The sequence below is a fragment of the Peribacillus sp. NPDC097284 genome (assembly GCF_044761765.1).
Lineage (GTDB): Bacteria > Bacillota > Bacilli > Bacillales > DSM-1321 > Peribacillus.
Genome location: NZ_JBIWCZ010000006.1, coordinates 130,989 through 157,212 on the forward strand (window position 1 = coordinate 130,989; position 26,224 = coordinate 157,212).

A 26,224-nucleotide genomic window follows, 5' to 3' on the forward strand; every position below is an offset into this window, starting at 1 on the left:
TTCAATTCTTTTTCGAAGTCCTTGCTAGGTATGACAGGAAAAACCGACGTTTAAGGGCGAACCTCGTATTTATTTCACAGAGTTCAACGAATCATACGTCCCCATGATTATGTGCGGATTCTTCTCGGGATCCATCCACTTCAGCAAGCTAAGGACATTCTTCTCGGAAGTAGCTGTACAACCCGCTGTTGGCTTGTTTTCCCCTCTCCATATATGAAGGAAGATTGCACTGCCCTTTCCCTTGATGATCGGATTCCTATTATAATTGATGACGGCTCCATATTTATAAAGTTCATGGTTCATCCTTTCGAAAGATTTCCATTTCTCATACGGATTCTTTCCTTTATACGTGACCCACTTGTTATAGTCCTTGGACGCCGGATCATCGATCCAATAATCATACTTGGTTGTTTTCCGGTAATCCATCTTCACTTTATCTGGCTTGGATGTGCTTCCAAAGGCCGTTCCGAAAGAATACATCCCGACAGGTGCTTTCCCGTCGCCCTCTTTCTTATTCTTCGTGAATCCATTCTTCCCGGTAACGCCCTTCATATCGCCTAAGGCTCGCCGCCATTCACCCTTCTTCTTCTCATAGGTTCGGATTGTCACCTTCATCCCACCCATGGTTTTGCCTGTGGCGGCTACGAGTTGGCTGATATCTTTCCGCTTATCCAATTTCTTGAGGATGGTCTTCTCGCCTGAGCTAAATACTTCCCTGGCATTTTTCATGGCAATAAAACCAGTATGGTTGGAATGGCAAACCTTATACCAATTACGCGTCTTCCCAATGACCGATAACTCTTTATTTTTCCGATATGTCTCTACTGTTTTACTGTCCGTCGATGCCGACTCTTTCAAATCCGTTGTCGTTTTAAGTACAATTTTGAACTGCGTCGCATCACAGCTGGTTTTGATTGTTGTCTTGGCAGAAACCGCAGCTGGAAAAACGAATAGGACAATCAATAAAGCCAGCATTGCATGTTTCATTGCATGCATCCTTTCTCCACTTGAACAAGTTTTGAAACCACTTATCGAACTATTCTAAAAAATCATATTATTATCATAACATAGTAAATGAGGTGGTATCATATTTCTTCCAGTTTTTTTTAAATCCAATCAATCTTCGGAAGGTTAAAGTGGTTAACTGGAATTTCGGCCAAATCGTAAAACTGCTTGAGAAACGTCTCATACTTCTCCGATGTATTCGTGATGGAGGACAGCTTATCTTCCAATTCATTCGATCTTGCTTCTGATACTTTTGAGAAATACTCTTCAACTGCCTCAAAGTAATGAATGGGAAACAGCATTCTTGAATACAGTAAGCGTGCCGAGAAACTGGAGAATGGTTCAATGCCTTGATATTCACGAAAAAAGGTGGTGATGCCCCGTTGATGCGTATGCACATTTTGAAAATAATGCTCCCTCACCCATTCCGCGGCATCCCGTGTCCCATGGTCAAATACCCAATCAAACGGATTCTTCATCCACTTATTGTTCTTCCAGGTATCATTTAAAAACCGCTCATAACACACCGTACCGCTGTCGATAGGTTGTGGTGTATCATCGATTTCCGTGTCGACTAAATATTGAATCGCATTCTCACCTAGTACCATATAATAGGGAAAGGTTTCTACAAACATTTTTTCGAATGGGTTATCCGGATGGGCTTTTAATTTGTCCCTCCAAATGTTCTCCAGCTGATCGATTCTTTGCTCCCAAAGTTCTTTCCATTGGCCAATCCGTGAACAGGATCGAATCGTCTCCGTTATGGCTCTTCCACGTTGGTGGAACCTTGCTATGTGACGTCCCGGATTGAAATTTTTCGGCCCTTCCAAGTCCTCATTGGCAAGGAGGATAAATAATTGGTCCTCCGCTTCCGAAACAAAACTGCCGTGATTGGCAAGGACGAACGCTGAAACATGACGATCTCCTAGGGCAATCATGTGCTCAGCCATTCTATGGCGCTCTGCCAATTCCTCTTGTTCCCTGTCTTCTAATGGCACGATGCTGTAAATGAAAGGCCCGGAACGAAAGCTAGGAAACCGGCTATTGGCTTCCTCCCGCTCCACCTCGATTCCGTAATTATTAAAAATGATTTCTTCTATCATAGCGTTTTCCTCCCTTATCAAATGGATACAAACAAATTGGGCATCATATACTTATATATATGAGGAATACGCTCTTTTCTGAATAACTATCGATACCGAAAATTCACGCATGAAAAATTTATCCTATAACTATGGAGATTGGATGATGAAATGACTAATATAAAACAATCAATGTCTGAACAAACAGCTCGAAAATGGCTTGGTGAACGAGGAGTGAAAGTGGAGGATATCGCAGAGCTGGTCATGTATCTACAATCAAGCTACCATGAAGACTTGCAAATGGCAGACTGCCTCCACAATGTTGAACGGGTCATTTCGAAACGCGAAGTGCAGAATGCGATCCTTACCGGCATCCAACTGGATATGTTAGCCGAAAAAAAACTGCTTGAAGAACCCCTTCAAAGCATCATTGAGATCGATGAAGGACTATATGGTGTGGATGAAATATTGGCTTTATCCATAGTCAATGTATACGGGTCGATTGGCTTCACCAATTATGGATTTATCGACAAGCAAAAACCGGGTATCCTAAAATATTTAAACGATAAAAGCACCGGCAAGGTCCATACCTTCTTGGATGATATCGTCGGTGCCATAGCCGCTGCTGCATCCAGCCGGCTCGCACATAGGGTCGAAAACGTGGAATGACGCCATAATGGAAAGCGGGGAGGAGCACGTAGGTTAAAACAAAAAAGATCCAGGTCTGCATCTGCAAACCTGGATCCTTTTTTATTCAAACTGCCATAAATCAAGGGTATCCACCACATAAGTCGGTTGTTTTTCGTATTCCTTTAACCGTTCCTTTGTCGTGACGCCCGTATGTACAAGTAAGGTATCAATCCCTGCATTAAGCCCTGCCAAAATATCCGTATCGTAATTATCGCCGACCATGATTGTCTGTTCTTTAGGCACACCTAATACCCTAAGGGCCTGCTCAACGATGACAGATTCCGGTTTACCGATGAAAATCGGCTGAACTTGCGTAGAAACGGAAACGACAGAAGTCAACGCCCCGTTCCCTGGTAAAAGACCCTGTTCGGTAGGAATGGCGATGTCGCCATTCGTCGAAATGAAAACGGCTCCATTTCTGACAGCAAGGCATGCTTTGGATAACTTTTCATAATTCACGCCACGATCAATGCCCATGACCAGGAAATCAGGATGTTCATCAACAAGTTTCATACCCTTTTCTCTCAACGCCTCGGTAATGCCTTCTTCACCCACGACATAGACGGACGCATTTTCCTTTTGTTCAGCAATGTAGTTTGCCGTCGCCATGCTTGTCGTGAATACCTGGGCATCGTCAGTCGCAATTCCGATACTGCGCAGCTTTTGGGCCACTTGCTCAGGTGTCCTGGATGAATTATTGGTCACGAATAAATAAGGGATGTCCCTTTTTCTTAACTCATTTATAAAACCGGCCGCTTCCGCTATTTGCTCGGTGCCACGGTACATTGTGCCATCTAAGTCAATTAAATATCCTTTATACGCCTTCATGCACATTCCCCCTATTTAACCAAATTAGTTTTTGAATGCTGAAACTGGGCCCAATTCGTTTAATAAATAGTTCCTTATTAACTCAGGGAATTGCTTGAATGCTTCAATGTTTTCCTTGAAAACGGTTAGGAGCACTGTATGATCCACTTCAATGAAGTCCTGAACGAGCATCTTTCTTAATGGCAATGCCTTTTTAAATTGTAAGGAAATCGGTTCGGTAATGACCTTTTCGTCTAGCAGGATATCGACAATATCTTCATAGCTGCCTGGGTCACGCATAATGAAACCATCGATCATGGCATTCCCCGCATCCAAAACGGAATCAATGGAGGTTTGAATGATCCTCTCGACACTATGTTCCATAAGTTTCCCGTTCCAGCTTTCCTGTCCTTCAAAAAGCTCCAATTGTTTTTCCAGATACTCTAAAATCCGTCCGATTTTTTGTCGGTCTACAAAGTACATACTCCCAGATCCTTTCTGATTCTTAAGATGATATAGAAATTTTATCTACAGTTGAAGGTCTAGCGTAGTAATACCCCTGCGCCAAATCAACCCTATTCCTTGATAATACCATAGCTTCTCCTATACTCTCAATTCCTTCTGCCACGACAACGGATCCTGTCTCCTTGGCAATCAGTAAAAGTCCTTTTAACATCGTTTCTTTCACGGCATTATGATCGATATTCTCGATGACCGATCGATCGATTTTTATAATCTCCGGCATGATTTCTATGATCGCGTAGAGACTTGAGTATCCTACTCCCGTATCATCCACTGCTAGACGGAACCCCAATTCACGTAACCCTCTAATGCTTTCAATGAATTCTTCTATATTTAGAATCGGGTCTCTTTCGGTAATTTCCATGACGATCTGATTAGCATGCACACCTTTGTATTTCTTGAGCATATCCTTTACTTCATTTACGAACCGGGGATCACTGAGCGTTACCGGGGTGAAATTGATAAACACATTCTGAGGGGACTCATTCTCGGAAATCTGTCTGAAGGACTTTTCCAAAACGATTTTCTCCAAATCATATAACCGCCCCGTCTGCCTGGCCACTGCGAAAAGCGCCAATGGGTTCTCGAGCTCTGTACCACGCGGGCCACGGGTCAGCACTTCATATGCCTTGATTTGATTGGTCGCCACATCAAAAATGGGTTGTGCCAGTAAGTTAATATTCCCATTCTCGATAATTTGATTAATCGATTCCCGCATTTCATTCATCGGTGATTCAGCTTCTGCCATGGTGACCGCTTGCCTATGCGCTTTATCAAGGGCTCCCTCAATCGAATAATACTTATGCTCCACGAACATGTATCCTGTGTTTAAAGTGACCGGTTGTTCAGGGTTAACACTAAGCAACCTTTCTTTCACTTCCCTGGAAATGGAACGGATTAATTCATCCATATAGATCAATGATTTCGACGACCCTTTTATGTTCATTAGGAGAGTAATGCCGTCTGAATAATAGTCATGTATCGTCAATAGGTTTTCTTCCCGTACTTTATCTATTACAACCTTTTTAAATGCCTGTTTCAAACTGGTAATGAACTGGGGAAGTTCTTCGTGCTGGCCCTTTTCTTTAAGTTCGAGTAATTCTTTTACGTTAAAAACTATGACTGCCACTTCATAATCATGGGAAATAGCCGCTTCCACCGCCCGAACCACTGGCTTTCTTAGGGCGAACTGTGGCGGGTAGAACCGAAGTTTGGCTGATGAGGAAAATACCTTGAACCATTTTCCTAGTAATATATACCCTTTACCCTTTAACGATGTCATAGAATCTTCCTCTATTCCGGGTTATTTTTCCTATATTCTAACATAAATAGGGATTTTTTTAGCTTAAAACAGAAAAATTTTGTCGTTTTATCAGAAACTTCATACTAAATACTCATTTCTTGAAGAAACGGCAACTTGGCAGGCGACAAAAATGTCTGTTTCCCTATGGCAGCCGTTTTGTTATGATGATGGTACTACCAATTGCAGGCAAGGGGAAAGGTGTGATACTGTGGAAGATCGTTTTTATTTATACAATGATTTAGTTGATACGAAAACCAGGTTCATTAGTTTTATGGGAGAGGAATCCAGATATGATTTTGCCATTACGATGACCGACCGTTTTTATGGAAAAAAACTTGTGCTGAATATGCAGAGCAATCGTTTTGCCATTATCGGGCCGGATGATTTGGAAGAGGAAGGCTATCTTGAACATGCATTTTCACTGACAGAAGCGGAAGCGGAGGAACTTACCCACTTTTTAATGGAAATCATCTAAGTGCGCCGTTTTTTCTTAAAAGAGGGTAACCTACTGAATGTATGGAGTACATGAGGAGGGATTGCCTTGGATAAAAAAGAGGAAACATACCACGATTTTTCAACCGTGCAAAAACAACAGGACTTTCTAATTCCAGAAGAGTTTCCAGAGGGACCGTTCGGATCGCCCATTAATCAGGATGCTCCCGTTGAGAATAAAACCACGCCGTGGCTGGAAGGACAACGTTATCAGAGTGCATTCAATTATGAAAATAAATCACTTCATGAAAACCTACAGCGGAAGTATCCCGGTGCTCATCCTACTCATGATGACCCGGAAAAACATATTCAACCTCCATATAAAGGATACGGAAACTCGTGATCGAGAAAAATGAAAAAGGCCAGAATCCATTCTGGCTCTTTTTACTTTTTGATTTTCTTTACGACGAAATACGGGCAACCAAAATTACAGTATTCATATAGATATTCACTGAGCGTGCTAATTTTCGTGTCAAAGGTGGCTTTCTGATTAGTGTCATCGAAAAAACCGCGGAGTCTCAATTGACCGTAACCCCAATCCCCGACAATATAATCATACTTCGTTAATATCTCACTGTATCTCGCTTTAAATGCTTCTTCATTATAGCCTTCTCTTTCGTCTTCAATGATTTCATACGTCAGGTTATTGATGTTGATCATACGTTTCACCTCTTTAAAATGCATTCCTTCTTTAAATTATAACTGATTCCCCATTAATTACTAAGCGAAAAATCAAGAAATATGTTCACCCTATTAGACAAGGGGGTGTTTCCGTTGAAAAAAATGATCCTAACGGTAGGTTTAAGCTCAATTATTGCTCTAACGGGCTGCTCGGGCAATCAAGATCAAAGCAACGGTTTGATGAATAATGACAGGGGTGCAGGTGACCCACAAAATGTAAATAACCCGTCGAAGTATTATGACGAGGATAATCGTAATCAAGACACCAATCGTGACGATTTCGGCTTTACCCGTACGAATAAAACGACCGTTGATGGAAGAAACATCGACAATAAAACGGCCTCCATCGATCGCGAACAGCTAGCTGATATGATTTCAACACTAAGCGTTCAGCTACCAAATGTCAATGACGTCGCTACACTCGTCACGGATGAGGAAGTACTAGTCGTTTATGATACGGATTCAAAAAACCGGACTGAAACGGCTGACCAGGTGAAACGTACTGCCATGGGCGTCGTACCCCGTTACTATCATGTATATGTAAGTGACGACCAAACACACGCACAGGATATCGAGAACTTCGCCACACTGGGTTCTGGCAGTCAAGGAATGGATTATACAATTGAACAAACCATCAAAAATATGCTCAAGTCCCCTCAAGGCTATAAGATGAGTAATGTAGAAAATGAAAATGGCGAAATGATGAATGACAAAAGAGATCGTCATGATAACATTCGTCAAAAGACCATGGATTAACTAGCATGAACCGAAGAAAGGACCGAATAAGAATCGGTCCTTTCCTTTTTATTTCAGTAACTCCTCACCTTTACTATGTTTATGCTTGGCCGCAGCATTCACCTGTTCATCTGCATGGTAGGAAGAACGGACGAGCGGGCCGGATTCACAATGGCTGAACCCCTTTTCCAAAGCCCTTTCCTTTAATTCCGCAAACTCTTCCGGTGTATAGTATTTCAACACCCTTAAATGCTTTTTCGTCGGTTGTAAATACTGGCCGATCGTCATGATATCCACATGATGTGCTCTAAGGTCATCCATGGTTTCAAGGATTTCTTCACGCGTCTCCCCTAGCCCTACCATTAAACTGGATTTTGTCGGTATTTCCGGCTGTAATTCTTTTGCCCTTTTTAATAGCTCCAATGATCGCTCATATTTCGCTTTAGCCCGTACTTTATCGGAAAGGCTTCTTACCGTCTCGATATTATGGTTCAGGATATCAGGCTTAGCATCCATCAACATCTTAATATTGTCGTATTCGCCACCCATGTCAGAAGGTAGGACTTCAATGGATGTAAACGGATTCTTACGCCGGATAGCCCGGACTGTTTCAGCAAAAACAGCGGCGCCCCCATCCTTTAAATCATCACGGGCCACGGCCGTAATCACCACATGCTTGAGATTCATTAACACGACGGAATCCGCTACACGTTCAGGTTCGGCCCAATCCAATTCATTGGGAAGGCCTGTCTGGACTGCACAAAACCGGCAAGCCCTCGTGCAAATTTCACCTAAAATCATGAATGTGGCTGTCCGTCTAACCGCCCAGCATTCATGGATATTCGGACATTTTGCCTCTTCACAAACGGTATGAAGATTTTTTTCCCTCATCATATTTTTCAGACCCATATAATTTTCATTTGTATTTAATTTAATTTTCAGCCAGTCTGGTTTACGAAGAATTTCTTTATTAGTAGTAGACAAGAAAGTCACTCCATTCTGAGAAATTATGACACCCTACTTTAACAATAATAACGCAAATATACAAGTTATAGGAGGTTTACCATTATTTATTTTTCATGTTTAAAGCTAAATCAGTAAAACTATAGAAGAAGCAGAAAGAAAAGCATTTAGGCTCGATGTCCAGCTACACGAAAGGATGAATATGAATTGTCTACGAAAGGAGCTGCCTCTTTGAAAAAGGGATTAATTTTCTTCATCGCCTGTTTGTTTTGTTTGAATACCCATATTCCATCAGTATCGGCAGCCGAAACCCCGGATCCCTATCAAGGGAGGATGGAACTATATAAAAACATGGAGGCCACCTTGCAGATTCCTTGGTATTACCTTGCAGGAGCCGACCAATACGAACATAGCCTGCGACTTTCCCGGAACGATTTGGAACCGGCCAAGGGCCTGATAGGGATCCACATGGAGCCTTCGAGGTGGAGAGGGGCCCTCAATCCTAACCTCACCGACTCAAACCCGCTTTCCATCTCTTTCTTCGATGGATTGGGGCAGGATGGCAACGGGGACGGAAAAGCGGAACTGGAAAACGACACCGACCGTTTATATGCCTTTGCCAAGCATCTCCTGTATTACGGCACAGATGAAGATAATATCCGGATTGGACTATTTGATTATTATAAAAGGGACAAGACAGTCAGCATCATCATCGGCCACGCCCATATCTACAAAAAGTATGGCAGGCTGGATTTACAGGAAAAAGCCTTCCCTGTACCCGTACGGACTCATTATACGTATTTAAATACATGGGGGAGTGCTCGAGGATGGGGAGGCCGAAGGATTCATGAAGGAACGGATATATTCGCGGACTATAGCCTTCCCGTCCGTTCTACGTGTTATGGGATCATTGAAATGAAGGGGTGGAATAAATATGGAGGGTGGCGGATTGGCATACGTGACCTAAACAATACGTACCATTACTTCGCCCATTTAAGCGGTTTTTCTGAAGGTTTGAAGGTGGGACAAATCGTCGAGCCTGGTCAGGTCATCGGTGGTGTGGGCAGTACGGGTTACGGACCGCCCGGGACATCCGGAAAATTCCCGCCTCATCTCCATTATGGGATGTATAAAGATAATGGAATCACCGAGTGGAGTTTTGATCCCTATCCTTATTTGAAAATGTGGGAACGAAAGGATTTAGCAAAAAAAACCAGATGAGCGGCGTTGGGTTCCTTCGCTGCTTTTTGTTATATAACGAACATAAACCCCCGAACTTTATGCATAAGTATTAGTAAAGGGGGCTAAAGTGTGTTTCGAAAAAGATTCCGCCCAAAAAAGTTCCGCAAAAAAGGACCTCTTCCTACCAGAAAGGTTTTTCTTTATTCATTCATCCTTTTTATCCTATCAAGCATCCTGACGCTTCGTTACGTTGATAAGGAAATTGAACCGGTCATCATGAAAGTGGCAGAAAATGAAATCAAGCGGATTGCAACCGAGACCATTCACGAAGCTGTTGATGACAATATCTCTAAAGTCGATATGGAAAAGATCATCGTCACCAACAAAAATGACGATGCCAACCCCTCCTACAGCTTTAACCCTGGGATCTATAATGAATTACGTTCCAACATCACAAAGGATATTCAAAATAATCTCGGAATTAAAAAGGGAAATCCCTTCAACAAAAAGGAACCAGCCAAACTTAATGATGAACAATATAAAACGGTGGTGTATTATGTCCCCTTAGGGGTGGTAACCGGAAATAGCCTTCTTTCCAATTATGGACCCAAGATTCCCGTGAAAATGTCCGTCATCGGGAATGTCCAGTCGGATTTAAAAACCAAACTCACAAACGCCGGCATCAATAATGTGTATTACGAAATGGCCGTCGATTTCAATGTCAATATCCAGATTGTCATCCCCTCATTCACAAAAGAAACCAAAGTCAGCCAGGAAGTGAAGGTTGGCAGCATTTTGATGCAGGGGGATGTCCCAAGTTATTATAGCAACGGAAGCGGCACGGTCGCTCCTGCCATCATGAAGGACGAGAAGGAAGATAAGAAGTAAAAAACAGCTTGCCCTTATAAGGTTAAGCTGTTTTCTTGTATATTCAGGCACTCCTTTATCAGCAAATGGAGGTCTGTCCGTAAATCCACCTCATATGGATGCACTACTTTATGGTTAGGTTCCTCAAGGATACGTACAACGGGTCGATCCCCTATTCCCTCGTTTTGGGAAGAGACGATTCCTTTTCTCCCATCATTCAGTTCCACAGTTAATCCGTTAGGATAAATGGCCACCGCCCGGCGAAAAGCCTCGATTATCTGTTTGTCGAACTTTTTCCCTGCACCTGCATATAAGATTTCCAAGCCCTCATGGGGAAGCATCGCCTTGCGGTAAACGCGATTAGATGTAACCGCATCGAATACATCGGCGACCGCAATGATTTTACCGTAATAATGAATTTCGTCCCCCCTGACCCCACGGGGATATCCAGACCCATCCAGCCTTTCATGGTGTTGATAGGCGCAATTCGCGACGATGAGTGAAACCGTATATACGTTTTTAATTAAATGAAATCCATACTCGGGATGCTTTTGAATTTGCTCAAACTCTTCCTCGGTTAGCTTACCCGGCTTTCTCAAGATATCCACTGGTACAAGCATCTTGCCGACATCGTGTAGAATGGCGCCCAGCCCAAGAACTTCTAACTGTTTTTTTTCTAGCTTCAATTCCATACCTAAAGCAAGTGTGTATAGCGTCACATTAAAGGAATGAGTAAAAATATAATCATCATATGTATAGACGTCAGCCAGTAAAGTCAGCAATTCGTTGCTGTTTTTCAACTCTTCCATGATACTTCGTACGAGATGGGTGAATTTCAACGCGGCCTTCTCGATGGTAAATGCACTATTCACCTTGACGCCATTTTTGATTTCCAGAAAAGTGGCTTCTATCGTTTGAAGGGCCTCTCGCCTTAGTTCCCCAGAAATCGGTGGCTTTGGCATGATGTCATCCGTTCTAGAATCTTGAATATAAACAAAGGGAATATTAAGGGCAACCAATCGATTGATCATTTTTTGTGTCAATGTTAGCCCCTCGCTCAAAAGGATGTTGCCCTGCTCATTATAGATGTTCATACCGAGCCGCTCTCCCGGATTAAGCGACGCTGTAATGGATAGCCTCATACTAATACTCCGTTTCAGATTCAAAATTTTAAATAGTTCCTTATAGGAAATATCGGCTATATTTGTGGAAATTCAACCTGAAACATATTTATTTTTTTCAATTAAAAATAAGGCTCCCTCTATTTAAAGGAAAGCCTTTATGGTTAAATCATTTTCATTAATGCCTTCCTTCCAATCATTCCCCGGTAAATGCCCTTTTCTTCAGCCTCCCACGTAACGGTTTCGAGAGGTGCATCCAGTAACTCTTCTATCGTTTTAACGCCTATAGCCCTTCCTGCAAGGATTTTCCGGTCCTTTAACGTTTCATTCAAAAGACCGACGTCTAATGCTCCGCACATGATATATCCCTTTTCGGATGCTACGGCAAGCAAATTGGTTTTGGGCAGTTGGACGGAGATGGCTAAGAATGTTTTGCTATCGATCATTATTGGCATCATGTTAATCAATTGGTTTCGCCCCCTCTTTCTCATATATTATGAAAAAGAGGGAGGAACCGTGATATATACCTAGTTGTCGGGATACATTTTTTTCAACTTCCATAAAAGGATATCACGTAAAAATTCTGGCATTAAGTACTCCTTTTGTTTGGAGCGCTGAATGCTTGGGAAGAAGTGCCCGAACGTAAACATATCTGGTAGGGCCAGTTTATAGGTTTGATCCGGTTGAATCTTTGTACCTTTCACGCTGATTTCTTTAACGATTCCGTTTTTCGTCCGTTTAAATTCTATTTGATCATAGTGCATGACTCCCATGATCTTTCCTCGGAATCCGAAGCCCTTCACCTGGATATGGGGCCACTCCTCATTTCGGGAAAGCATGAGGATTTCCTTCAATTCCCGGCCATTCACTTCAACGATGCACGGATTGATCGGATGGGGACAGATCTGGTGAATATCCCCTTTGGAGACGGGACCTTGTGGCAAGCCTTCCAATAACAGCCCAGCATTCACAAAGGAACAGTCCGCTTCGCTCCACTCTCGTAACGCTTCACCTAGAATCTTCGTAAGCGGCGACACTTTAAACCAATCATTCTCCAAAGGTTCAGGTAAGGATAGGACAACTTGTTTGAGAGCATCCCTCCCGACTTGGTTCATATCTTCAATCCAGCTCCGCTCGCCCTCCAATTCGGGAAGGTCGTTGGTATCGTAGAGCATGGCCGTCTTCTTGATTACTTCTTTTTTGTCATTAAGGGTCAATTCCACTTGACCAATATAAAACCCATATTTTCCCGCACCACAAAGTAATGCTTGGTTGACGAGTTTTCCTTGATGAAGAATATGATGGGTGTGAGCACCAAGAATGATATCTATTTCCGGAAAGTCTTCTGCCATTCTTTCGTCATCATGTATGCCCAGATGAGAAAGAACGATCACTACATCTGCCATTTCCTTGATCTTTTCTATCTGTTTTTGTAATTCCGCAAATGGATCGGCAATATGCCAATCCAATGCACGATAAAACTTTTGGAAAAAGGCGGTCAGCCCGATCATGCCAAGCTTTGTACCTTTTTTCGTGGTATGTATCCAGTAAGGAAGCGCCCATTGGGGCCTAGTATCGTTCAGGTAATAGATATTCGCTGCCAATACCTTGAAATGAGCTTTATTATACAAAGTATCCAACGCTTCATGAGGCAATGTAATGCCTTCGTTATTGCCGATTGTTACATATTGATAACCCGCTTCGTTCAGAAGGTCAATATTCCCCTTACCCATCGTACCTTCTGAGAATGGGTGCCAGCGGTCGACATGGTCTCCTATATCTAGTATGACCGCTTCCTCTCCCGTTTCTTGATGAAGTTGTCTTCTTTCTTTAAGAAACTTATCAATACGAGGCCAATTTTCAAAATGACTGTGAAAATCATTGGTGTGATATAGATGTATGATTTCTGACATCATTTTTCCCCCTCGTTATCCTGTTATACCTTGGTAAATAAGACGTAGCCCAATAATGATCAGAACCAATTTCAGCATGTTCTCAAGTGCTGAGCTGTTCAGGCGTGTATTCACAAAAGCTCCAAGTTTCGCACCAAGCCAAGCCCCTGGAATCAAGGCAATCACATATGGCCAATGAACATTCCCCAGAGAGATATGCGTGATGGAATTCGTAATGGAAGATAAAAATACCATGAACATCGATGTCGCCACAGCCACATGGGGCGGGAAGAAAAATACCAGCATCATGACCGGGACCATGAGCGATCCTCCGCCAATGCCAAATAACCCGGAACTGATCCCCACGACAAATGAGATGGATATGGCCACCAAGGGCTGATATCCATAAGTGGATGCCTGTCCATTTTTGTTTATATAAGTCTTGGTGATTTTTCCGGTCCCCGGTTTGAAGGTGATCGGTCGCAATCTATCTTTCACCAATAAGACGATGGCCATCACTATCATAAAAAGGCCGAAGTACAGCGAAAATGCATCCACATTGAGAACTTTGTTCACATAAGCTCCGATGATCCCCCCTGGGGCGCTTCCAGCAAAGAAAATGAGACCGGCCTTATAATCCACTACTTTATGCTTCATATAAGATAAAGTGGAAGCCAATCCAGTGAAAATCATGATGACTGTTGAAACACCAACCGCTACTTGTGGCGTCAAGGCGCCCATCACCTCTGTGGAGCTACCTAGAAATAAGAGCGAAGGCACTATGATGATTCCGCCCCCTAATCCTACAAGGGCCCCGATTGTACCCGCCAATAAACCCACACTAATTAATAATACCCATATCATGAAGAAATCCGCCTTTATCGATTTGTGAGCTAAAGCTCTTCTTCTAGTTTGCCCACCCAGTCTTTATTCATTATATAGTCCAAATTAAAACAAACCAAGTTGCTTAGGAGCCAATCCTTCATATGTAAGGCCTAGCAAATCGATAAATTGTTTGGCATTATCCGCCGCGTCCCCACCAGAGTTATTGTTGAACAATACATATACATCCTTACTCTGCTTTTCTAATAGGCGAAGTTTTCCCACCCAGTCGGTTAATTCCTGTTGGTTATAGCGATATAAATAGCGCACTTCCCGCCAGTTTGCTCCAGAAGCTGGTTTCTGCCAACCGTGGATATTGCGTCCATGAAAGCGTACTAACGTTTTATCTGGATGCGTAGCCTTGAGGACAAGGGGGATGGAACCTTCTCCTGCCTGTGGTTCGTCACATACCGTGTGAATCCATCCTTCTTGCTCGATGAACTCGAGTGTCTGCTGGACCCTATTCGGTCGGTACCAACTTTGGTTCCTGAACTCAATGGCCACAGGAATATCCCCCATCTCCGCCCTACACCATCGGAGATACTGAACATTCTCCCGTTTGCAATCAAACCATGGCGGAAACTGAAAAAGGACCATCGCGAGTTTACCCGACTTTTGAAAAGCTTCAAGAGATTCCCGGAATGCAGTGAACATCTCTTTTTTACTTTCAAAAGGAATCTCACCTCTTTGGTGACCAGTCATTCCCTGATAGGCTTTTACAACAAATTGAAAGGAATCTGGTGTCTCGGCTATCCACTTTTCTATATTCCGCCTCGGCTGAATGGCATAAAAAGATGCATCCACCTCAACCGTTGGAAAATGCGCTCCATATACCTTCAGCTTGTCACGAGTGGGAACTTTATCGATTGATAATGAATCATGGTCCCCCCAACCTGTTAAGCCAATGTATATCACTCTTCACCCCTCCTAAACCACTTACACTATACTTTTTTTACCCTTTCACTACTGACTTCAAAACGTATAAGCACTGTCACTCGATTCACTCTTCCTGCTTCTCATACGACTGGTTTCCTATTCCTTTATCATATCAAAATCTACCGGTTGTTACACATACATCCAGCAAGGATTCTTCCCTTTTAACCTATCATTTCGTGCAGATAATGAGTAAATGAAAAAGGCCCTTGGATAAGGACCTTTTTCAGACTTAATATTTTAGAACCATTCTAGCCAAAACGGTTCAGTTTATTCATCATGATGCCTAATCGCACCACTATGATCCCTTCCATGACTCTTAGAACGACTTCCGGAAACCGGCTGGGAGTTCGGTTCCCCCTTTTTCAGGAATATCCCAGTCAGCCCTAAAACAAGGCTAACACCGATTCCTACGAAAACCAATTCTTTATTCTGAATCAGCCAATCCACAATATCCACCTCTACCTATATGTACTTTCTTTTAAAGACAAAAAAAGTACCTGCTTGATTGGTACTTTCCCTTCAATCGTCTAAACCCTTTAAGAGGATCAACAGAAAAAAATAGAAGAAGACGAACTAAGTTCGCCTTCTTCGGGCAAAGGAAAACCGAAATGGCATGTGCACACCCGGTTTCCTTCACTTTATTCCATCTACAACGTTTGTTAAAAACATATATAGATGATTAACCAATAGAACCTTCCATTTCGAACTTGATTAAGCGGTTCATTTCTACTGCATATTCCATCGGAAGCTCTTTCGTGAATGGCTCAATGAAGCCCATGACGATCATTTCTGTTGCTTCTTGCTCAGAGATTCCACGGCTCATCAAGTAGAACAATTGCTCTTCTGATACTTTGGAAACCTTCGCTTCATGCTCAAGAGAAATGTTGTCATTTAAAATTTCATTGTATGGGATTGTATCAGATGTTGACTGATTATCCATGATTAATGTATCGCATTCGATATTTGAGCGGGCTCCCTCGGCTTTACGTCCGAAATGGACCATACCACGGTAAGTTACTTTCCCGCCTTGTTTAGAAATCGATTTTGATACGATTGTTGAAGAAGTGTTAGGTGCAAGGTGAATCATTTTCGCTCCTGCATCTTGATGTTGACCTTTACCAGCAATGGCAATGGATAATGTCATACCACGAGCGCCTTCGCCTTTTAAGATGACGGCTGGGTATTTCATCGTCAGTTTAGAACCGATGTTTCCATCAATCCATTCCATCGTTGCATTCGCATCACAAACCGCACGTTTCGTAACCAAGTTAAACACATTGTTAGCCCAGTTTTGAATTGTCGTATAACGGCAATATGCGTCTTTTTTGATGACGATTTCCACGACCGCACTATGAAGGGAATTGGTTGTATAAACTGGTGCTGTACAACCTTCAACATAATGAACGGATGCTCCTTCATCGACGATGATCAGCGTACGTTCGAATTGACCCATATTTTCTGAGTTAATACGGAAGTATGCTTGAAGCGGTGTATCCACTTTCACGCCTTTTGGTACATAGATGAATGATCCACCGGACCATACAGCTGAATTCAAGGCAGCGAATTTATTATCCGTTGGCGGAATCGTTTTACCGAAATGCTCGCGGAAGATATCTTCATTTTCACGAAGAGCGGAATCCGTATCTTTAAATACGATACCCATGTCTTCTAATTCTACCTTCATGTTGTGGTAAACCACTTCGGATTCATATTGAGCAGAAACCCCTGCTAAATATTTTTGCTCCGCTTCAGGAATTCCTAATTTATCAAACGTTTGCTTGATTTCATCAGGCACTTCATCCCATGATTTCTCGGACTTCTCAGATGGTTTCACATAGTAAGTGATTTCGTCGAAGTTCAAGCTTTTTAGGTCTCCGCCCCACTGAGGCATCGGCATATTGTAAAAATGCTCCAATGATTTCAAACGGAAATCTAGCATCCATTGTGGTTCACTTTTCATGCGTGAAATTTCTTCCACGATTTCTTTTGTCAGGCCGCGCTTTGAGCGGAAGATGGAAATATCTTTATCCGCAAAGCCATATTTATAATCGCCAATTTCAGGCATCTTTTTAGCCATAGCTTGTATTCCTCCATTTCAAATGGCTGAATCTACAACAGCTCATTTAAATTTAATTATTCCTTTAAACCTTTTTCCATGGCCTTCCAGGCTAGAGTCGCGCACTTGATTCGTGCAGGGAACTTAGAGACCCCTTGAAGTGCTTCAATGTCACCAAGGTCGATTTCATCATCATACTCTTTTCCTTGTATCATTTCTGAAAAAGTCTTGGACATCGCTAAAGCCGTATCTATATCTTTTCCTTTGATGGCTTGAGTCATCATGGAAGCCGAGCTCATTGAAATCGAACAGCCATCGCCATCGAATTTAACATCACTGACCTTATTGTCTTCGATTTTCATCGTTAAACGAATACGGTCGCCGCATGTGGGATTATTCATATCGATGGTCAAACTTCCATCTTCAAGCATACCCTTGTTACGGGGTTTCTTATAGTGATCCATGATGACCTGACGGTAAAGTGTATCTAAGTTATCAAAAGACATTACTGAAATACTCCTTCGTTTTGACAAGCCCGGACACTAGCTTATCGATCTCTTCTTCCGTGTTATATAGATAGAAACTTGCTCTTGCTGTCGATGATACGTCCAGCCATTTCATTAAAGGCTGAGCGCAGTGATGACCGGCACGGACAGCGATTCCATCTGCATCTAGGACGGTAGCGACGTCATGTGGATGGACGTCATCTATATTAAAGGTTACTACACCGGCACGTTTTTTCGGATCTTTTGTGCCATAAATCGTAAGGCCTTCCACTTCAGACAACTTATCGATCGCATAGGCAGCAAGTTTATGTTCATGCTGTTCGATTTGATCCATGCCGATTTCTTCCAAGAAATCAATGGCAGCACCAAGACCGATGGCACCTGCGATGATGGGAGTTCCGGCTTCGAATTTCCAAGGGAGTTCTTTCCAAGTAGATTCATACAAACCTACGAAGTCGATCATCTCTCCACCAAATTCAATCGGCTCCATTTTTTCGAGAAGTTCCTTTTTACCATATAGTACGCCGATTCCAGTCGGACCGACCATTTTATGGCCTGAAAGAGCAAAGAAATCACAATCTAAATCACGGACATCCACTTTCATATGCGGTGTACTTTGCGCTCCGTCCACCACCATGATTGCATGATGTTCATGCGCAATCTTTGCGATTTCCTTAACAGGATTAATCACACCAAGCACATTGGAAACCTGCATGACAGACACGATTTTCGTGGCATCCGTAATGGTAGCCCGCACATCATCAAGCGAAATCGTTCCATCCTCTTGTAGCGGAATATATTTCAGTACAGCACCCTTTTCTTTAGCGAGCTGCTGCCATGGAATGATATTACTATGATGTTCCATATAGGAGATGACAATTTCGTCACCTTCTTTAATATTTGCACCACCGTAACTCTTCGCTACGGTATTTAAGGATGTAGTCGTTCCTCTAGTGAATATGATTTCTTCAGTAGAGGATGCATTAATGAATTTACGAACTTTTTCACGTGCACCTTCATACGCATCCGTAGCTTTTGTTCCAAGTGTATGCACACCACGGTGAACATTAGAGTTGAAACCGCGGTAATAATTTTCAATCGTTTCAATGACAGCAGCCGGTTTTTGAGATGTTGCAGCGCTGTCTAAATAAACTAATGGCTGACCATTGACTTCTTGATCTAATATCGGAAAAAGCTTACGAATTTCGTATGGGTTCATTACTGTACTTTCCTTTCAATGACCTCGACTAGTTGTTTTCTAACTCCTTCGATTGGAAGTTGATTCACAACAGGGGCCAAGAATCCGTGAATGACAAGTCTTTCTGCTTCTTTTTTCGCGATACCACGACTCATCAAGTAATAAAGTTGAAGGGGATCGACACGGCCGACAGACGCAGCATGTCCTGCCGTAACATCATCCTCATCGATTAACAGGATTGGGTTAGCGTCTCCACGTGCCTTTTCACTTAACATCAATACACGTGATTCCTGTTCCGCATTGGCCTTTGTTGCACCATACTCTATTTTACCAATACCATTAAAGATGGTTGATGCACTGTCTTTCATAACACCATGCTTAAGGATGAAGCCTTCAGAGCGTTTTCCGAAATGAACAACGGCTGTCGTGAAGTTTTGTTTTTGTTCCCCGCGTCCAACCACTACGGATTTTGTATCTCCGTAAGAGCCATCACCTATTAGATTGGTTGTATTATCTGAAATCGTATTACCATCGTTCATCAATCCAAGTGCCCACTCAAGACGAGCATCGCGTGCAACTACCCCACGACGGTTCACATATGTTGTGAATCCTTTGGATAGAGTGTCAACAGCGCCATATTCCACTTTCGCATTTGCATTCGCAAACACTTCCGTTACGATATTAGCGATGCCTTCATTAGACTCAACGGCCGAGAAGTAGTTCTCCACGTATGTTACAGAACTATTATCTTCCGCTACGATCAATACGTGATTGAACAGTGTAGTTTCAGGATTATCCACCAAGAATACTGCTTGGATTGGTTCCTTGATTTCTACATTTTTCGGAACATATAGGAATGCTCCCCCGTTAAGCAATGCAGCATGCAGAGCCGTTAAACGGTGTTCATTCACTTTCACGCCATCTTTCATGAAATACTTCTGTACTAACTCAGCATGATCTCGAGCCGCTGTGAAAATATCCGTGAAGATAACGCCTTGTTCTTTTATAGCTGCTGACAAATTAATATGTGCCGGCGTATTATTGCGTTGAATGTATAGATTTTCATTTTCTTCAATGATCGATTTAATCTCTTTTGGAAGTTCTTCTAAAGAAGCAAATGCTTCACTTTCAACCGTATGGGTTTTGAATGAAGTGAAATTCCATTTATCTATCTTCGTTTTATCCGGTCTAGGCATCGGAAGCTCTTCTAAATCTGAAAAAGCTTTGATTCGAAGGTCTGATAGCCAAGATGGCTCATTATTTTTTGTTGAATAAGAGCTTATGTCCTCTTTTTCAAGCGATAATTTCATTTCTGTAGTCATTGCAAATCCTCCTACTTACGCTTCTTCGCCAACAGTTTCGTCTTCAATGCCCAATTCTTGTTTAATCCAGTCATAACCTTCTGCTTCTAGTCGTGCAGCTAATTCAGGACCGCCTGATTTAACGACGCGACCTTGCATCATAACGTGTACGAAATCAGGTGTGATGTAGTTTAGTAGACGTTGGTAGTGAGTGATGATCAAGCAACCGAAGTCTTCTCCACGCATTTCATTGATTCCTTTAGAAACGACTTTAAGTGCATCGATATCAAGACCTGAGTCAATTTCATCCAAAATGGCGATTTTTGGTTGAATCATCATTAATTGAAGGATTTCATTACGTTTTTTCTCTCCGCCAGAGAATCCTTCATTCAAATAACGTTGAGCCATATCTTCATCCATTTCAAGGAATTCCATGTTTTTATCCATTTGACGGATGAATTTCATAAGTGAAACTTCGTCGCCTTCTTCACGGCGTGCATTGACAGCCGAACGCAAGAAGTCTGCATTTGTAACACCACTGATTTCACTTGGATATTGCATAGCAAGGAAAAGACCAACACGAGCACGTTCGTCAACTTCCATTTCCAATACGTCTTCACCATCAAAACTGATGCTTCCGCTTGTTACTTCATATTTAGGGTGACCCATGATTGCTGAAGATAAAGTGGATTTACCTGTTCCGTTCGGCCCCATGATTGCATGGATTTCTCCGCCTTTTACTTCCAGGTTAACCCCTTTTAAAATTTCTTTGCCTTCTATTGATACATGAAGATCTTTTACCGTTAATGTTGAACCTGACATAATAATACCTCCGTGAACTTAATTCCTATTTTATTACAGAAAGTGAAAATCACTTTCTTGACTATAGTTTTCAAAAAATCATTCTCACTTTATTCTCATTACAATTTTATAACAAATCCAATTTAGAATCAACTAATATAGATGGAGGTTTTTACTCGCTAGGGAGTGGAAACCTGCCCTATTGTTATAAAACGACCGTATAAAGGCTTTTCACTGCAAATATGCCCTTATTTTAGTTTTCGTTAATGTAAGCTAATTATTCGGGATTCCATTCATAATAAGATATTCCCGAAAAGTTCAAGGGGAAGACGGTTGGCCCTTATCATGAAAAAAATCGATCTGCAGGAGTAATGAGCAGGATCCGGTACGTACAACAGATCACTTTTCATTTTACCTCTACAGACCGATTTTTGAAAGACTCTAATATATGCTTATCCGTGGATTTTACGTTGTAATTCCAGAACCATTTTATTGCATTGCTCATGTTCCCTATCTCTTACTTTTTCAACCTCGATACGAAGGTCTAAATTTCTGCTGTATTCACTGTACCCAACCCCATGTGATAACTGCATAGCTTTTTCCATTTCGCTCGTTACGTTTAAATCTAAAGTATTGATAGTGAACCATCCTTTCAAATTTGTGAATCATTTTGTTTCTTCGTCTATTCTATACCCTTTGCTTTCAACTTTAAACCCCAACTTAAAAACGACCTGGAAATCCAGGTCGTCTTTCGTTGCTTTATTCCTTTGCAGGTACGACTGCACCCTCATATTCCTCAAGAATGAAATCTTGAATTTCTTTGGAATGTAATACTTCCACAAGCGTCTTGATTTCTTCTTTGTCTTCGTCACCTTTATTAACAGCGATCACGTTCACATATGGTGATTCAGAATCTTCTATTGCAATGGAATCTTTAAGTGGATTCAAGCCAGCGTCGATTGCATAGTTAGAGTTGATTAGGACCGCATCTCCTTCGCCGCTTTCATAGATCTTCGGAAGTAATGCCGCTTCATAATCTGCATCGAATTTAATGTTCTTCTTATTCTCGACAATATCTTTTACTGTAGCTGTCGTTTTATCAATGCCTTCTTTAAGAGTAATCAGGCCATTCTTTTCTAAAAGTGATAAGGCACGTCCATGGTCTGCAACAGAGCTGCTTAAAATGATTGTTGCTCCTTCTGGAAGCTTATCAATGCTTTTATATTTTTGTGAATACAAAGCAATTGGTTCAATATGGATGCCGCCTGCATTAACAAAATCATATCCATTTTCCTTAATTTGAGATTCTAAATAAGGAATGTGCTGGAAGTAGTTCGCGTCCAGTTCTTTATTGTTCAAAGCCTTGTTTGGCAAGATATAGTCTTGGAATGTTTCCACTTCCAATTCAATGCCTTTTTCTTTAAGAAGAGGAATCGCTTTTTCAAGAATCTCTGCATGTGGTACATTCGATGCACCCACCACTAACTTCTTCGTATTATCGCCACTACCTGTATCTTTCTCTTTATCCGTTCCGCAAGCCGCCAATGCAATTGATAAAACTAGAACGAATGCAAACCCTAAAAACTTTTTCATCCTTTTCATCTCCCCTTATCTTTTATCCAATTTAGAAGTAATCACATCACCGATAATCTGTATGATGAAGACAATAATTAATATGACAATCGTCGCTACCAGGGTAACGTCGTTGTGATTCCGTTGATAACCGTCCAGATAGGCTAAGTTACCCAATCCACCAGCCCCGATGACACCTGCCATTGCCGTGTATCCAACCAATGCAATCGATGTTACCGTGATGCCTGATATAAGGGCCGGCATCGATTCTGGAAGGAGGACCTTATAAATGATGGTGCTGGTTTTGGCTCCCATTGATTTAGCCGCTTCAATCACGCCTTTATCAATCTCACGAAGGCCGATTTCGACCATCCGCGCATAAAACGGTGCTGCACCGATAATGAGTGCTGGTAATGCCGCATTCTCACCAATCATGCTACCGACAAGTAATTTGGTGAACGGAATTAATAATACAATCAAGATAAGGAATGGAATCGAACGGAAAATATTAACGAAAGCACTTAACACACCGTTAACGCCCCGATTCTCCCACATATTCCCCTTGCCTGTTAAAAACAGAAGCAACCCCAATAGTATCCCTATAAAAAAGGTCGCTACAACTGAAATACTTGTCATATACAGCGTTTCTTTCGTCGCTTCTATGATGTCTTCCCAATCTACATTCGGCAATAATTCTTCAAGCATGAGTAATCACCTCCACGCCTACCTGCTGTGCTTTTATGAATTCGATTGCGCGGAGCATTTCATCTTCACTGCCATCAAGGTGGATGAACAATGTTCCATATGAGCCGCTTCTCGTTTGTGATATCTTCCCCTGGACAATGTTCACATCCAACTCAAAATTACGTACCAATTTTGTGATCAACGGGCTTTCTGCATGATCCCCCACGAATGTCAGTTGAATCACTTTTCCTGCTGGATACCGTTCAAACAAATGCTCCATCGTTTCTTTTGTCTCTTCTGGTTCCGTCACCTGCTGAACAAAACGCTTAGTCATCTGTTCTTTAGGGTTTCTGAATACTTCCAGGACAGCTCCCTGTTCGACTACCCGTCCACTTTCCATCACAGCCACTCGATTGCAAATCTTCCGAATGACATGCATCTCATGTGTAATCAAGACAATGGTTAAACCAAGGCGTTGATTTATATCCACAAGCAATTCCAGGATGGAATCGGTTGTCTGGGGATCTAGAGCGGACGTGGCCTCATCACACAAAAGCACTTTCGGGTTATTTGCAAGAGCCCTCGCTATTCCCACCCTTTGCTTCTGTCCACCACTTAGCTGCGATGGATACGCTTTTTCTCTTCCTTCCAATCCAACTAACTTAATGAGTTCATTGACGCGCTTGATGCGTTCTTGCTTGGAGATGCCCGCAATTTCCAAAGGAAAGGATATATTTTCTTGAACGGTCCTTGACCATAAGAGATTAAAATGCTGAAAAATCATGCTAATCTCTTGACGGGCTTTACGAAGCTTAGACCCTTTAATTGTTGAAACTTCATTTCCCGCAACGTTCACGGAGCCCTCAGTAGGCCGTTCCAACCCATTCAGCATACGTATAAGCGTACTCTTGCCAGCCCCACTGTATCCGATGACTCCGAAAATCTCACCTTTATTTATTTCTAAATTCACACTATTCACGGCATGAATCGTTTCGCTATTTCCTTTTCCTGTTCGAAAAAGTTTACTGACGTTTGACAATGTAATCATGTATGCTCACCTCTTTATCCAATTAAGCCTATGAATTTAGTCGATTTATTTTTATGGCCTCCTGATGAATCTATCCTCTATGATTCAAAGAAAATAGAAAAAGCCCTTCTGCATGAGCAGAAAGGCAGGGAAAAGCAGGCCTTCCTCTCATCTCCCAAAGCCTCTACGCTTTGTGTGAATTGGCACCTTTCCAAGGAAAATCCTTGTCGGTTGCCGGGTTTCAACGGGCACATCCCTCCACCTCTCTTGATAAGAGCTATATATGGACTATTCTTTTTTGTCTTAACATTCACTTTACTATGTCTGAAATTTTAACACAGATAAAAAAGGAGTGCAATGTAAAATCCTAGGGTGTACCTGTTTCTCCATTAAACTCTTTGAGAATTCACTGACACGATATTCGTCGCTTTTTCAATCGCTTGCTCTAGATCTTCAAGTAAATCGTCTACATTTTCAATACCGATTGAAAGGCGAACCTGGTCGGCACTGACACCGGCCTTGACCAGTCCTGCATCATTCAATTGCTGGTGAGTTGTACTTGCTGGGTGGATGATTAGGCTTTTAGCATCCCCGACATTGGCGACATGCGACCATAACTCAACCGAATTGATGAGTGTGGAACCTGCTTCACGTCCCCCCTTAATTCCAAACGTCACCACAGATCCGGCTCCCTTAGGCAAGTATTTATCTGCAAGGGCTTTATCGGGATGATCATCGTTACCCGGATAAGAAACCCATGAGACTGCCGGATGGTTCTCCAAGTATTGAATGACTGTCCTCGTATTCAACAGGTGTTCCTTCATCCTGACATGGAGCGTTTCCAAGCCAAGCGTGAACTGGAATGCACTTTGAGCACTTAACGTCGGTCCCAAATCCCGAAGCAATTGCACACGCGCTTTCGTAATAAAGGCAGCAGGCCCTACCGCTTCGTAATAGACAAGTCCATCGTAACTAGGGTCAGGTTCCGTAAAGCCTGGATAATTAGGCGAATTCCAATCGAATTTACCACCGTCGATGATGACTCCCCCTAATGTCGTACCATTACCCAATAGCCACTTTGTAGCTGAATGGATGACAATATCCGCCCCAAAGTCTATTGGTCGGCACAGATACGGCGTTGCGAAAGTGTTATCGATGATAAGAGGTATCCCTGCTTCGTGGGCTATTTCCGCCACTGCTTCGATATCAAGAACCCTTAAGCTTGGGTTGCCGATTGTTTCGGCAAATATAGCCTTCGTTCGTGGAGTGATTGCCCGTTTGAAATTTTCCGGATCATCAGGTGAGACGAATTTCACTTTGATTCCGTATTTAGGGAGTGTATTTTCAAATAAATTATAGGTCCCGCCGTACAGTGTTGAAGCAGAAACGATTTCATCCCCCATACCAGCGATATTAAGGATGGAAAGGGATATAGCGGCCATGCCGCTTGCAACTGCCAATCCACCGATTCCCCCTTCTAACAGGGCCATTCTTTCTTCAAAGACACTGACAGTGGGATTGTGAAGCCTCGTATAGATATAGCCATTCTCTTTTAATCCAAACAGATTCGCTGCATGATCTGTATCTTTGAACAAATAAGCATTACTTTGATAAATGGGCACGGCGCGGGCACCCGTTTCGTCGACTTTTAAACCGCCATGCACACTCAACGTCTCAAAGCGGTAATTTTTTTCTGTCATTATATTCTCCCCTTCTTCCATTGTTTTAGTAGGGATTAAAGCGATATTGCCTCTTCTCTTGTTATATGCAAGGAACCTTATAATATGAAGAAGTCGGAACTTCCCGCCACCGTCCATAGAAATTTCCCTATTGAACGATGTCGCCTGGATAAGCGCGTTTTGTAAATGGCAGACATTCCATCCTCGTGTATGATGCGTCTATAACGTATGTACTTCATA

At 42.3% G+C, this 26,224-nt stretch carries 29 protein-coding genes and 1 riboswitch; of the genes, 6 read left to right on the top strand and 23 right to left on the bottom strand.

Annotation, left to right across the window (positions count from 1 at the left end; all coding sequences use genetic code 11):
- Positions 1 to 69: 69 nt before the first annotated feature.
- Together ACIQXU_RS13325 and yutH are read right to left on the bottom strand one after the other, a co-directional pair.
- Positions 70 to 987 (bottom strand): L,D-transpeptidase family protein, encoded by a 918-nt coding sequence (locus ACIQXU_RS13325; RefSeq protein ID WP_402870997.1) that lies wholly within the window; start codon positions 985 to 987, stop codon positions 70 to 72.
- A gap of 119 nt (positions 988 to 1,106) precedes the next feature.
- Complete coding sequence (yutH, locus tag ACIQXU_RS13330; protein ID WP_402990005.1) at positions 1,107 to 2,108, bottom strand: spore coat putative kinase YutH; 1,002 nt, start codon at positions 2,106 to 2,108, stop codon at positions 1,107 to 1,109.
- Positions 2,109 to 2,258: 150 nt separating this feature from the next.
- On the opposite strand from yutH, the gene ACIQXU_RS13335 reads away from it, so the two are divergent.
- The gene (locus tag ACIQXU_RS13335) at positions 2,259 to 2,756 is read left to right on the top strand and encodes a phosphatidylglycerophosphatase A family protein (protein ID WP_402870991.1); all 498 of its coding nucleotides are present in this window, start codon (positions 2,259 to 2,261) and stop codon (positions 2,754 to 2,756) included.
- Positions 2,757 to 2,837: 81 nt separating this feature from the next.
- Here the strand turns inward: ACIQXU_RS13335 and ACIQXU_RS13340 are convergent, their stop codons facing one another.
- From ACIQXU_RS13340 to ACIQXU_RS13350, 3 genes are read right to left on the bottom strand one after another with little or no spacing between them, the layout of a single operon-like run.
- Positions 2,838 to 3,605: a TIGR01457 family HAD-type hydrolase gene (locus ACIQXU_RS13340; protein WP_402954349.1), complete on the bottom strand. Its 768-nt coding sequence runs from the start codon at positions 3,603 to 3,605 to the stop codon at positions 2,838 to 2,840.
- Positions 3,606 to 3,629: 24 nt separating this feature from the next.
- Positions 3,630 to 4,067 carry a DUF86 domain-containing protein gene (locus tag ACIQXU_RS13345; RefSeq protein ID WP_402870987.1) on the bottom strand — a complete coding sequence of 146 codons (438 nt, stop codon included), beginning with the start codon at positions 4,065 to 4,067 and terminating at the stop codon, positions 3,630 to 3,632.
- Between the two features lie 22 nt (positions 4,068 to 4,089).
- Complete coding sequence (locus ACIQXU_RS13350) at positions 4,090 to 5,388, bottom strand: EAL domain-containing protein (RefSeq protein ID WP_402990008.1); 1,299 nt, start codon at positions 5,386 to 5,388, stop codon at positions 4,090 to 4,092.
- Positions 5,389 to 5,617: 229 nt separating this feature from the next.
- Between ACIQXU_RS13350 and ACIQXU_RS13355 the strand changes: the two genes are divergently transcribed.
- Positions 5,618 to 5,884, top strand: a complete 267-nt coding sequence (locus ACIQXU_RS13355) for a DUF3055 domain-containing protein (protein WP_402871339.1) — start codon at positions 5,618 to 5,620, stop codon at positions 5,882 to 5,884.
- Between the two features lie 66 nt (positions 5,885 to 5,950).
- The gene (locus tag ACIQXU_RS13360) at positions 5,951 to 6,244 is read left to right on the top strand and encodes a cytosolic protein (RefSeq protein ID WP_402870984.1); all 294 of its coding nucleotides are present in this window, start codon (positions 5,951 to 5,953) and stop codon (positions 6,242 to 6,244) included.
- 41 nt (positions 6,245 to 6,285) lie between these two features.
- On the opposite strand, the gene ACIQXU_RS13365 is transcribed toward ACIQXU_RS13360, so the two are convergent.
- The gene (locus ACIQXU_RS13365) at positions 6,286 to 6,561 is read right to left on the bottom strand and encodes a YutD family protein (protein ID WP_230159383.1); all 276 of its coding nucleotides are present in this window, start codon (positions 6,559 to 6,561) and stop codon (positions 6,286 to 6,288) included.
- 123 nt (positions 6,562 to 6,684) lie between these two features.
- Here ACIQXU_RS13365 and ACIQXU_RS13370 point away from each other — a divergent pair, with 123 nt between their 5' ends.
- Positions 6,685 to 7,338, top strand: a complete 654-nt coding sequence (locus tag ACIQXU_RS13370; protein ID WP_402871337.1) for a YhcN/YlaJ family sporulation lipoprotein — start codon at positions 6,685 to 6,687, stop codon at positions 7,336 to 7,338.
- Between the two features lie 48 nt (positions 7,339 to 7,386).
- Here ACIQXU_RS13370 and lipA read toward each other — a convergent pair whose 3' ends face one another.
- The gene (lipA, locus tag ACIQXU_RS13375; RefSeq protein ID WP_402870983.1) at positions 7,387 to 8,301 is read right to left on the bottom strand and encodes a lipoyl synthase; all 915 of its coding nucleotides are present in this window, start codon (positions 8,299 to 8,301) and stop codon (positions 7,387 to 7,389) included.
- Between the two features lie 225 nt (positions 8,302 to 8,526).
- Between lipA and ACIQXU_RS13380 the strand changes: the two genes are divergently transcribed.
- Positions 8,527 to 9,501 carry a M23 family metallopeptidase gene (locus tag ACIQXU_RS13380; RefSeq protein WP_402990080.1) on the top strand — a complete coding sequence of 325 codons (975 nt, stop codon included), beginning with the start codon at positions 8,527 to 8,529 and terminating at the stop codon, positions 9,499 to 9,501.
- Between the two features lie 90 nt (positions 9,502 to 9,591).
- Positions 9,592 to 10,350: a sporulation protein YunB gene (gene yunB, locus ACIQXU_RS13385; RefSeq protein ID WP_402954355.1), complete on the top strand. Its 759-nt coding sequence runs from the start codon at positions 9,592 to 9,594 to the stop codon at positions 10,348 to 10,350.
- Positions 10,351 to 10,364: 14 nt separating this feature from the next.
- Here the strand turns inward: yunB and ACIQXU_RS13390 are convergent, their stop codons facing one another.
- From ACIQXU_RS13390 to ACIQXU_RS13460, 16 genes are all read right to left on the bottom strand, one after another.
- Entirely contained in the window at positions 10,365 to 11,471 is a 1,107-nt protein-coding gene (locus tag ACIQXU_RS13390; protein ID WP_402990012.1) for an HD-GYP domain-containing protein, read from the bottom strand.
- A 143-nt stretch (positions 11,472 to 11,614) separates the two neighbouring features.
- The gene (locus ACIQXU_RS13395; RefSeq protein ID WP_402870974.1) at positions 11,615 to 11,917 is read right to left on the bottom strand and encodes a YunC family protein; all 303 of its coding nucleotides are present in this window, start codon (positions 11,915 to 11,917) and stop codon (positions 11,615 to 11,617) included.
- A 60-nt stretch (positions 11,918 to 11,977) separates the two neighbouring features.
- Positions 11,978 to 13,363: a bifunctional metallophosphatase/5'-nucleotidase gene (locus ACIQXU_RS13400; RefSeq protein WP_402954361.1), complete on the bottom strand. Its 1,386-nt coding sequence runs from the start codon at positions 13,361 to 13,363 to the stop codon at positions 11,978 to 11,980.
- Between the two features lie 15 nt (positions 13,364 to 13,378).
- A complete protein-coding gene (locus ACIQXU_RS13405; protein WP_402954364.1) occupies positions 13,379 to 14,206 on the bottom strand; it encodes a sulfite exporter TauE/SafE family protein in 828 nt (275 codons plus the stop codon).
- A gap of 84 nt (positions 14,207 to 14,290) precedes the next feature.
- Positions 14,291 to 15,139 (bottom strand): DUF72 domain-containing protein, encoded by an 849-nt coding sequence (locus tag ACIQXU_RS13410; RefSeq protein ID WP_402954367.1) that lies wholly within the window; start codon positions 15,137 to 15,139, stop codon positions 14,291 to 14,293.
- Positions 15,140 to 15,427: 288 nt separating this feature from the next.
- Entirely contained in the window at positions 15,428 to 15,607 is a 180-nt protein-coding gene (locus tag ACIQXU_RS13415; protein WP_402954370.1) for a hypothetical protein, read from the bottom strand.
- 232 nt (positions 15,608 to 15,839) lie between these two features.
- A complete protein-coding gene (gene sufB / locus ACIQXU_RS13420; protein ID WP_402870963.1) occupies positions 15,840 to 17,237 on the bottom strand; it encodes a Fe-S cluster assembly protein SufB in 1,398 nt (465 codons plus the stop codon).
- Between the two features lie 56 nt (positions 17,238 to 17,293).
- On the bottom strand, positions 17,294 to 17,722 hold the full coding sequence (gene sufU / locus ACIQXU_RS13425; RefSeq protein WP_402870960.1) for a Fe-S cluster assembly sulfur transfer protein SufU: 429 nt from the start codon (positions 17,720 to 17,722) through the stop codon (positions 17,294 to 17,296).
- On the bottom strand, positions 17,712 to 18,941 hold the full coding sequence (locus ACIQXU_RS13430; RefSeq protein ID WP_402954373.1) for a cysteine desulfurase: 1,230 nt from the start codon (positions 18,939 to 18,941) through the stop codon (positions 17,712 to 17,714). The genes sufU and ACIQXU_RS13430 overlap by 11 nt, the downstream gene beginning before the upstream one ends.
- Positions 18,941 to 20,242, bottom strand: coding sequence for a Fe-S cluster assembly protein SufD (sufD, locus tag ACIQXU_RS13435; RefSeq protein ID WP_402870955.1), 1,302 nt, complete (start codon positions 20,240 to 20,242; stop codon positions 18,941 to 18,943). Before sufD ends, ACIQXU_RS13430 begins: the two co-directional genes overlap by 1 nt.
- A gap of 15 nt (positions 20,243 to 20,257) precedes the next feature.
- Complete coding sequence (sufC, locus tag ACIQXU_RS13440) at positions 20,258 to 21,043, bottom strand: Fe-S cluster assembly ATPase SufC (protein ID WP_402870953.1); 786 nt, start codon at positions 21,041 to 21,043, stop codon at positions 20,258 to 20,260.
- 431 nt (positions 21,044 to 21,474) lie between these two features.
- A complete protein-coding gene (locus tag ACIQXU_RS20955; protein ID WP_483878323.1) occupies positions 21,475 to 21,627 on the bottom strand; it encodes a YuzK family famiily protein in 153 nt (50 codons plus the stop codon).
- A 154-nt stretch (positions 21,628 to 21,781) separates the two neighbouring features.
- On the bottom strand, positions 21,782 to 22,615 hold the full coding sequence (locus tag ACIQXU_RS13445; protein ID WP_402990016.1) for a MetQ/NlpA family ABC transporter substrate-binding protein: 834 nt from the start codon (positions 22,613 to 22,615) through the stop codon (positions 21,782 to 21,784).
- A gap of 15 nt (positions 22,616 to 22,630) precedes the next feature.
- Positions 22,631 to 23,299, bottom strand: coding sequence for a methionine ABC transporter permease (locus tag ACIQXU_RS13450; protein ID WP_402870946.1), 669 nt, complete (start codon positions 23,297 to 23,299; stop codon positions 22,631 to 22,633).
- Complete coding sequence (locus ACIQXU_RS13455) at positions 23,292 to 24,326, bottom strand: methionine ABC transporter ATP-binding protein (RefSeq protein WP_402870943.1); 1,035 nt, start codon at positions 24,324 to 24,326, stop codon at positions 23,292 to 23,294. Before ACIQXU_RS13455 ends, ACIQXU_RS13450 begins: the two co-directional genes overlap by 8 nt.
- Before the next feature lie 144 nt (positions 24,327 to 24,470).
- Positions 24,471 to 24,582: riboswitch (SAM riboswitch) on the bottom strand.
- 112 nt (positions 24,583 to 24,694) lie between these two features.
- Positions 24,695 to 26,005 (bottom strand): O-acetylhomoserine aminocarboxypropyltransferase/cysteine synthase family protein, encoded by a 1,311-nt coding sequence (locus tag ACIQXU_RS13460; protein ID WP_402990019.1) that lies wholly within the window; start codon positions 26,003 to 26,005, stop codon positions 24,695 to 24,697.
- Positions 26,006 to 26,224 lie beyond the last annotated feature (219 nt).

Bases quoted from the DNA above. Each gene is read 5' to 3' on its own strand.
- ACIQXU_RS13430 (WP_402954373.1), bottom strand. From the start codon at position 18,941: ATGAACCCATACGAAATTCGTAAGCTTTTTCCGATATTAGATCAAGAA.
- ACIQXU_RS13400 (WP_402954361.1), bottom strand. From the start codon at position 13,363: ATGTCAGAAATCATACATCTATATCACACCAATGATTTTCACAGTCAT.
- ACIQXU_RS13460 (WP_402990019.1), bottom strand. From the start codon at position 26,005: ATGACAGAAAAAAATTACCGCTTTGAGACGTTGAGTGTGCATGGCGGT.
- ACIQXU_RS13335 (WP_402870991.1), top strand. From the start codon at position 2,259: ATGACTAATATAAAACAATCAATGTCTGAACAAACAGCTCGAAAATGG.
- ACIQXU_RS13365 (WP_230159383.1), bottom strand. From the start codon at position 6,561: ATGATCAACATCAATAACCTGACGTATGAAATCATTGAAGACGAAAGA.
- ACIQXU_RS13345 (WP_402870987.1), bottom strand. From the start codon at position 4,067: ATGTACTTTGTAGACCGACAAAAAATCGGACGGATTTTAGAGTATCTG.
- ACIQXU_RS13325 (WP_402870997.1), bottom strand. From the start codon at position 987: ATGAAACATGCAATGCTGGCTTTATTGATTGTCCTATTCGTTTTTCCA.
- ACIQXU_RS13350 (WP_402990008.1), bottom strand. From the start codon at position 5,388: ATGACATCGTTAAAGGGTAAAGGGTATATATTACTAGGAAAATGGTTC.
- ACIQXU_RS13445 (WP_402990016.1), bottom strand. From the start codon at position 22,615: ATGAAAAAGTTTTTAGGGTTTGCATTCGTTCTAGTTTTATCAATTGCA.
- sufB (WP_402870963.1), bottom strand. From the start codon at position 17,237: ATGGCTAAAAAGATGCCTGAAATTGGCGATTATAAATATGGCTTTGCG.
- sufC (WP_402870953.1), bottom strand. From the start codon at position 21,043: ATGTCAGGTTCAACATTAACGGTAAAAGATCTTCATGTATCAATAGAA.
- sufU (WP_402870960.1), bottom strand. From the start codon at position 17,722: ATGTCTTTTGATAACTTAGATACACTTTACCGTCAGGTCATCATGGAT.
- ACIQXU_RS13405 (WP_402954364.1), bottom strand. From the start codon at position 14,206: ATGATATGGGTATTATTAATTAGTGTGGGTTTATTGGCGGGTACAATC.
- ACIQXU_RS13340 (WP_402954349.1), bottom strand. From the start codon at position 3,605: ATGAAGGCGTATAAAGGATATTTAATTGACTTAGATGGCACAATGTAC.
- ACIQXU_RS13390 (WP_402990012.1), bottom strand. From the start codon at position 11,471: ATGAGGCTATCCATTACAGCGTCGCTTAATCCGGGAGAGCGGCTCGGT.
- ACIQXU_RS13450 (WP_402870946.1), bottom strand. From the start codon at position 23,299: ATGCTTGAAGAATTATTGCCGAATGTAGATTGGGAAGACATCATAGAA.
- ACIQXU_RS20955 (WP_483878323.1), bottom strand. From the start codon at position 21,627: ATGGAAAAAGCTATGCAGTTATCACATGGGGTTGGGTACAGTGAATAC.
- ACIQXU_RS13370 (WP_402871337.1), top strand. From the start codon at position 6,685: ATGATCCTAACGGTAGGTTTAAGCTCAATTATTGCTCTAACGGGCTGC.
- ACIQXU_RS13455 (WP_402870943.1), bottom strand. From the start codon at position 24,326: ATGATTACATTGTCAAACGTCAGTAAACTTTTTCGAACAGGAAAAGGA.
- sufD (WP_402870955.1), bottom strand. From the start codon at position 20,242: ATGACTACAGAAATGAAATTATCGCTTGAAAAAGAGGACATAAGCTCT.
- yutH (WP_402990005.1), bottom strand. From the start codon at position 2,108: ATGATAGAAGAAATCATTTTTAATAATTACGGAATCGAGGTGGAGCGG.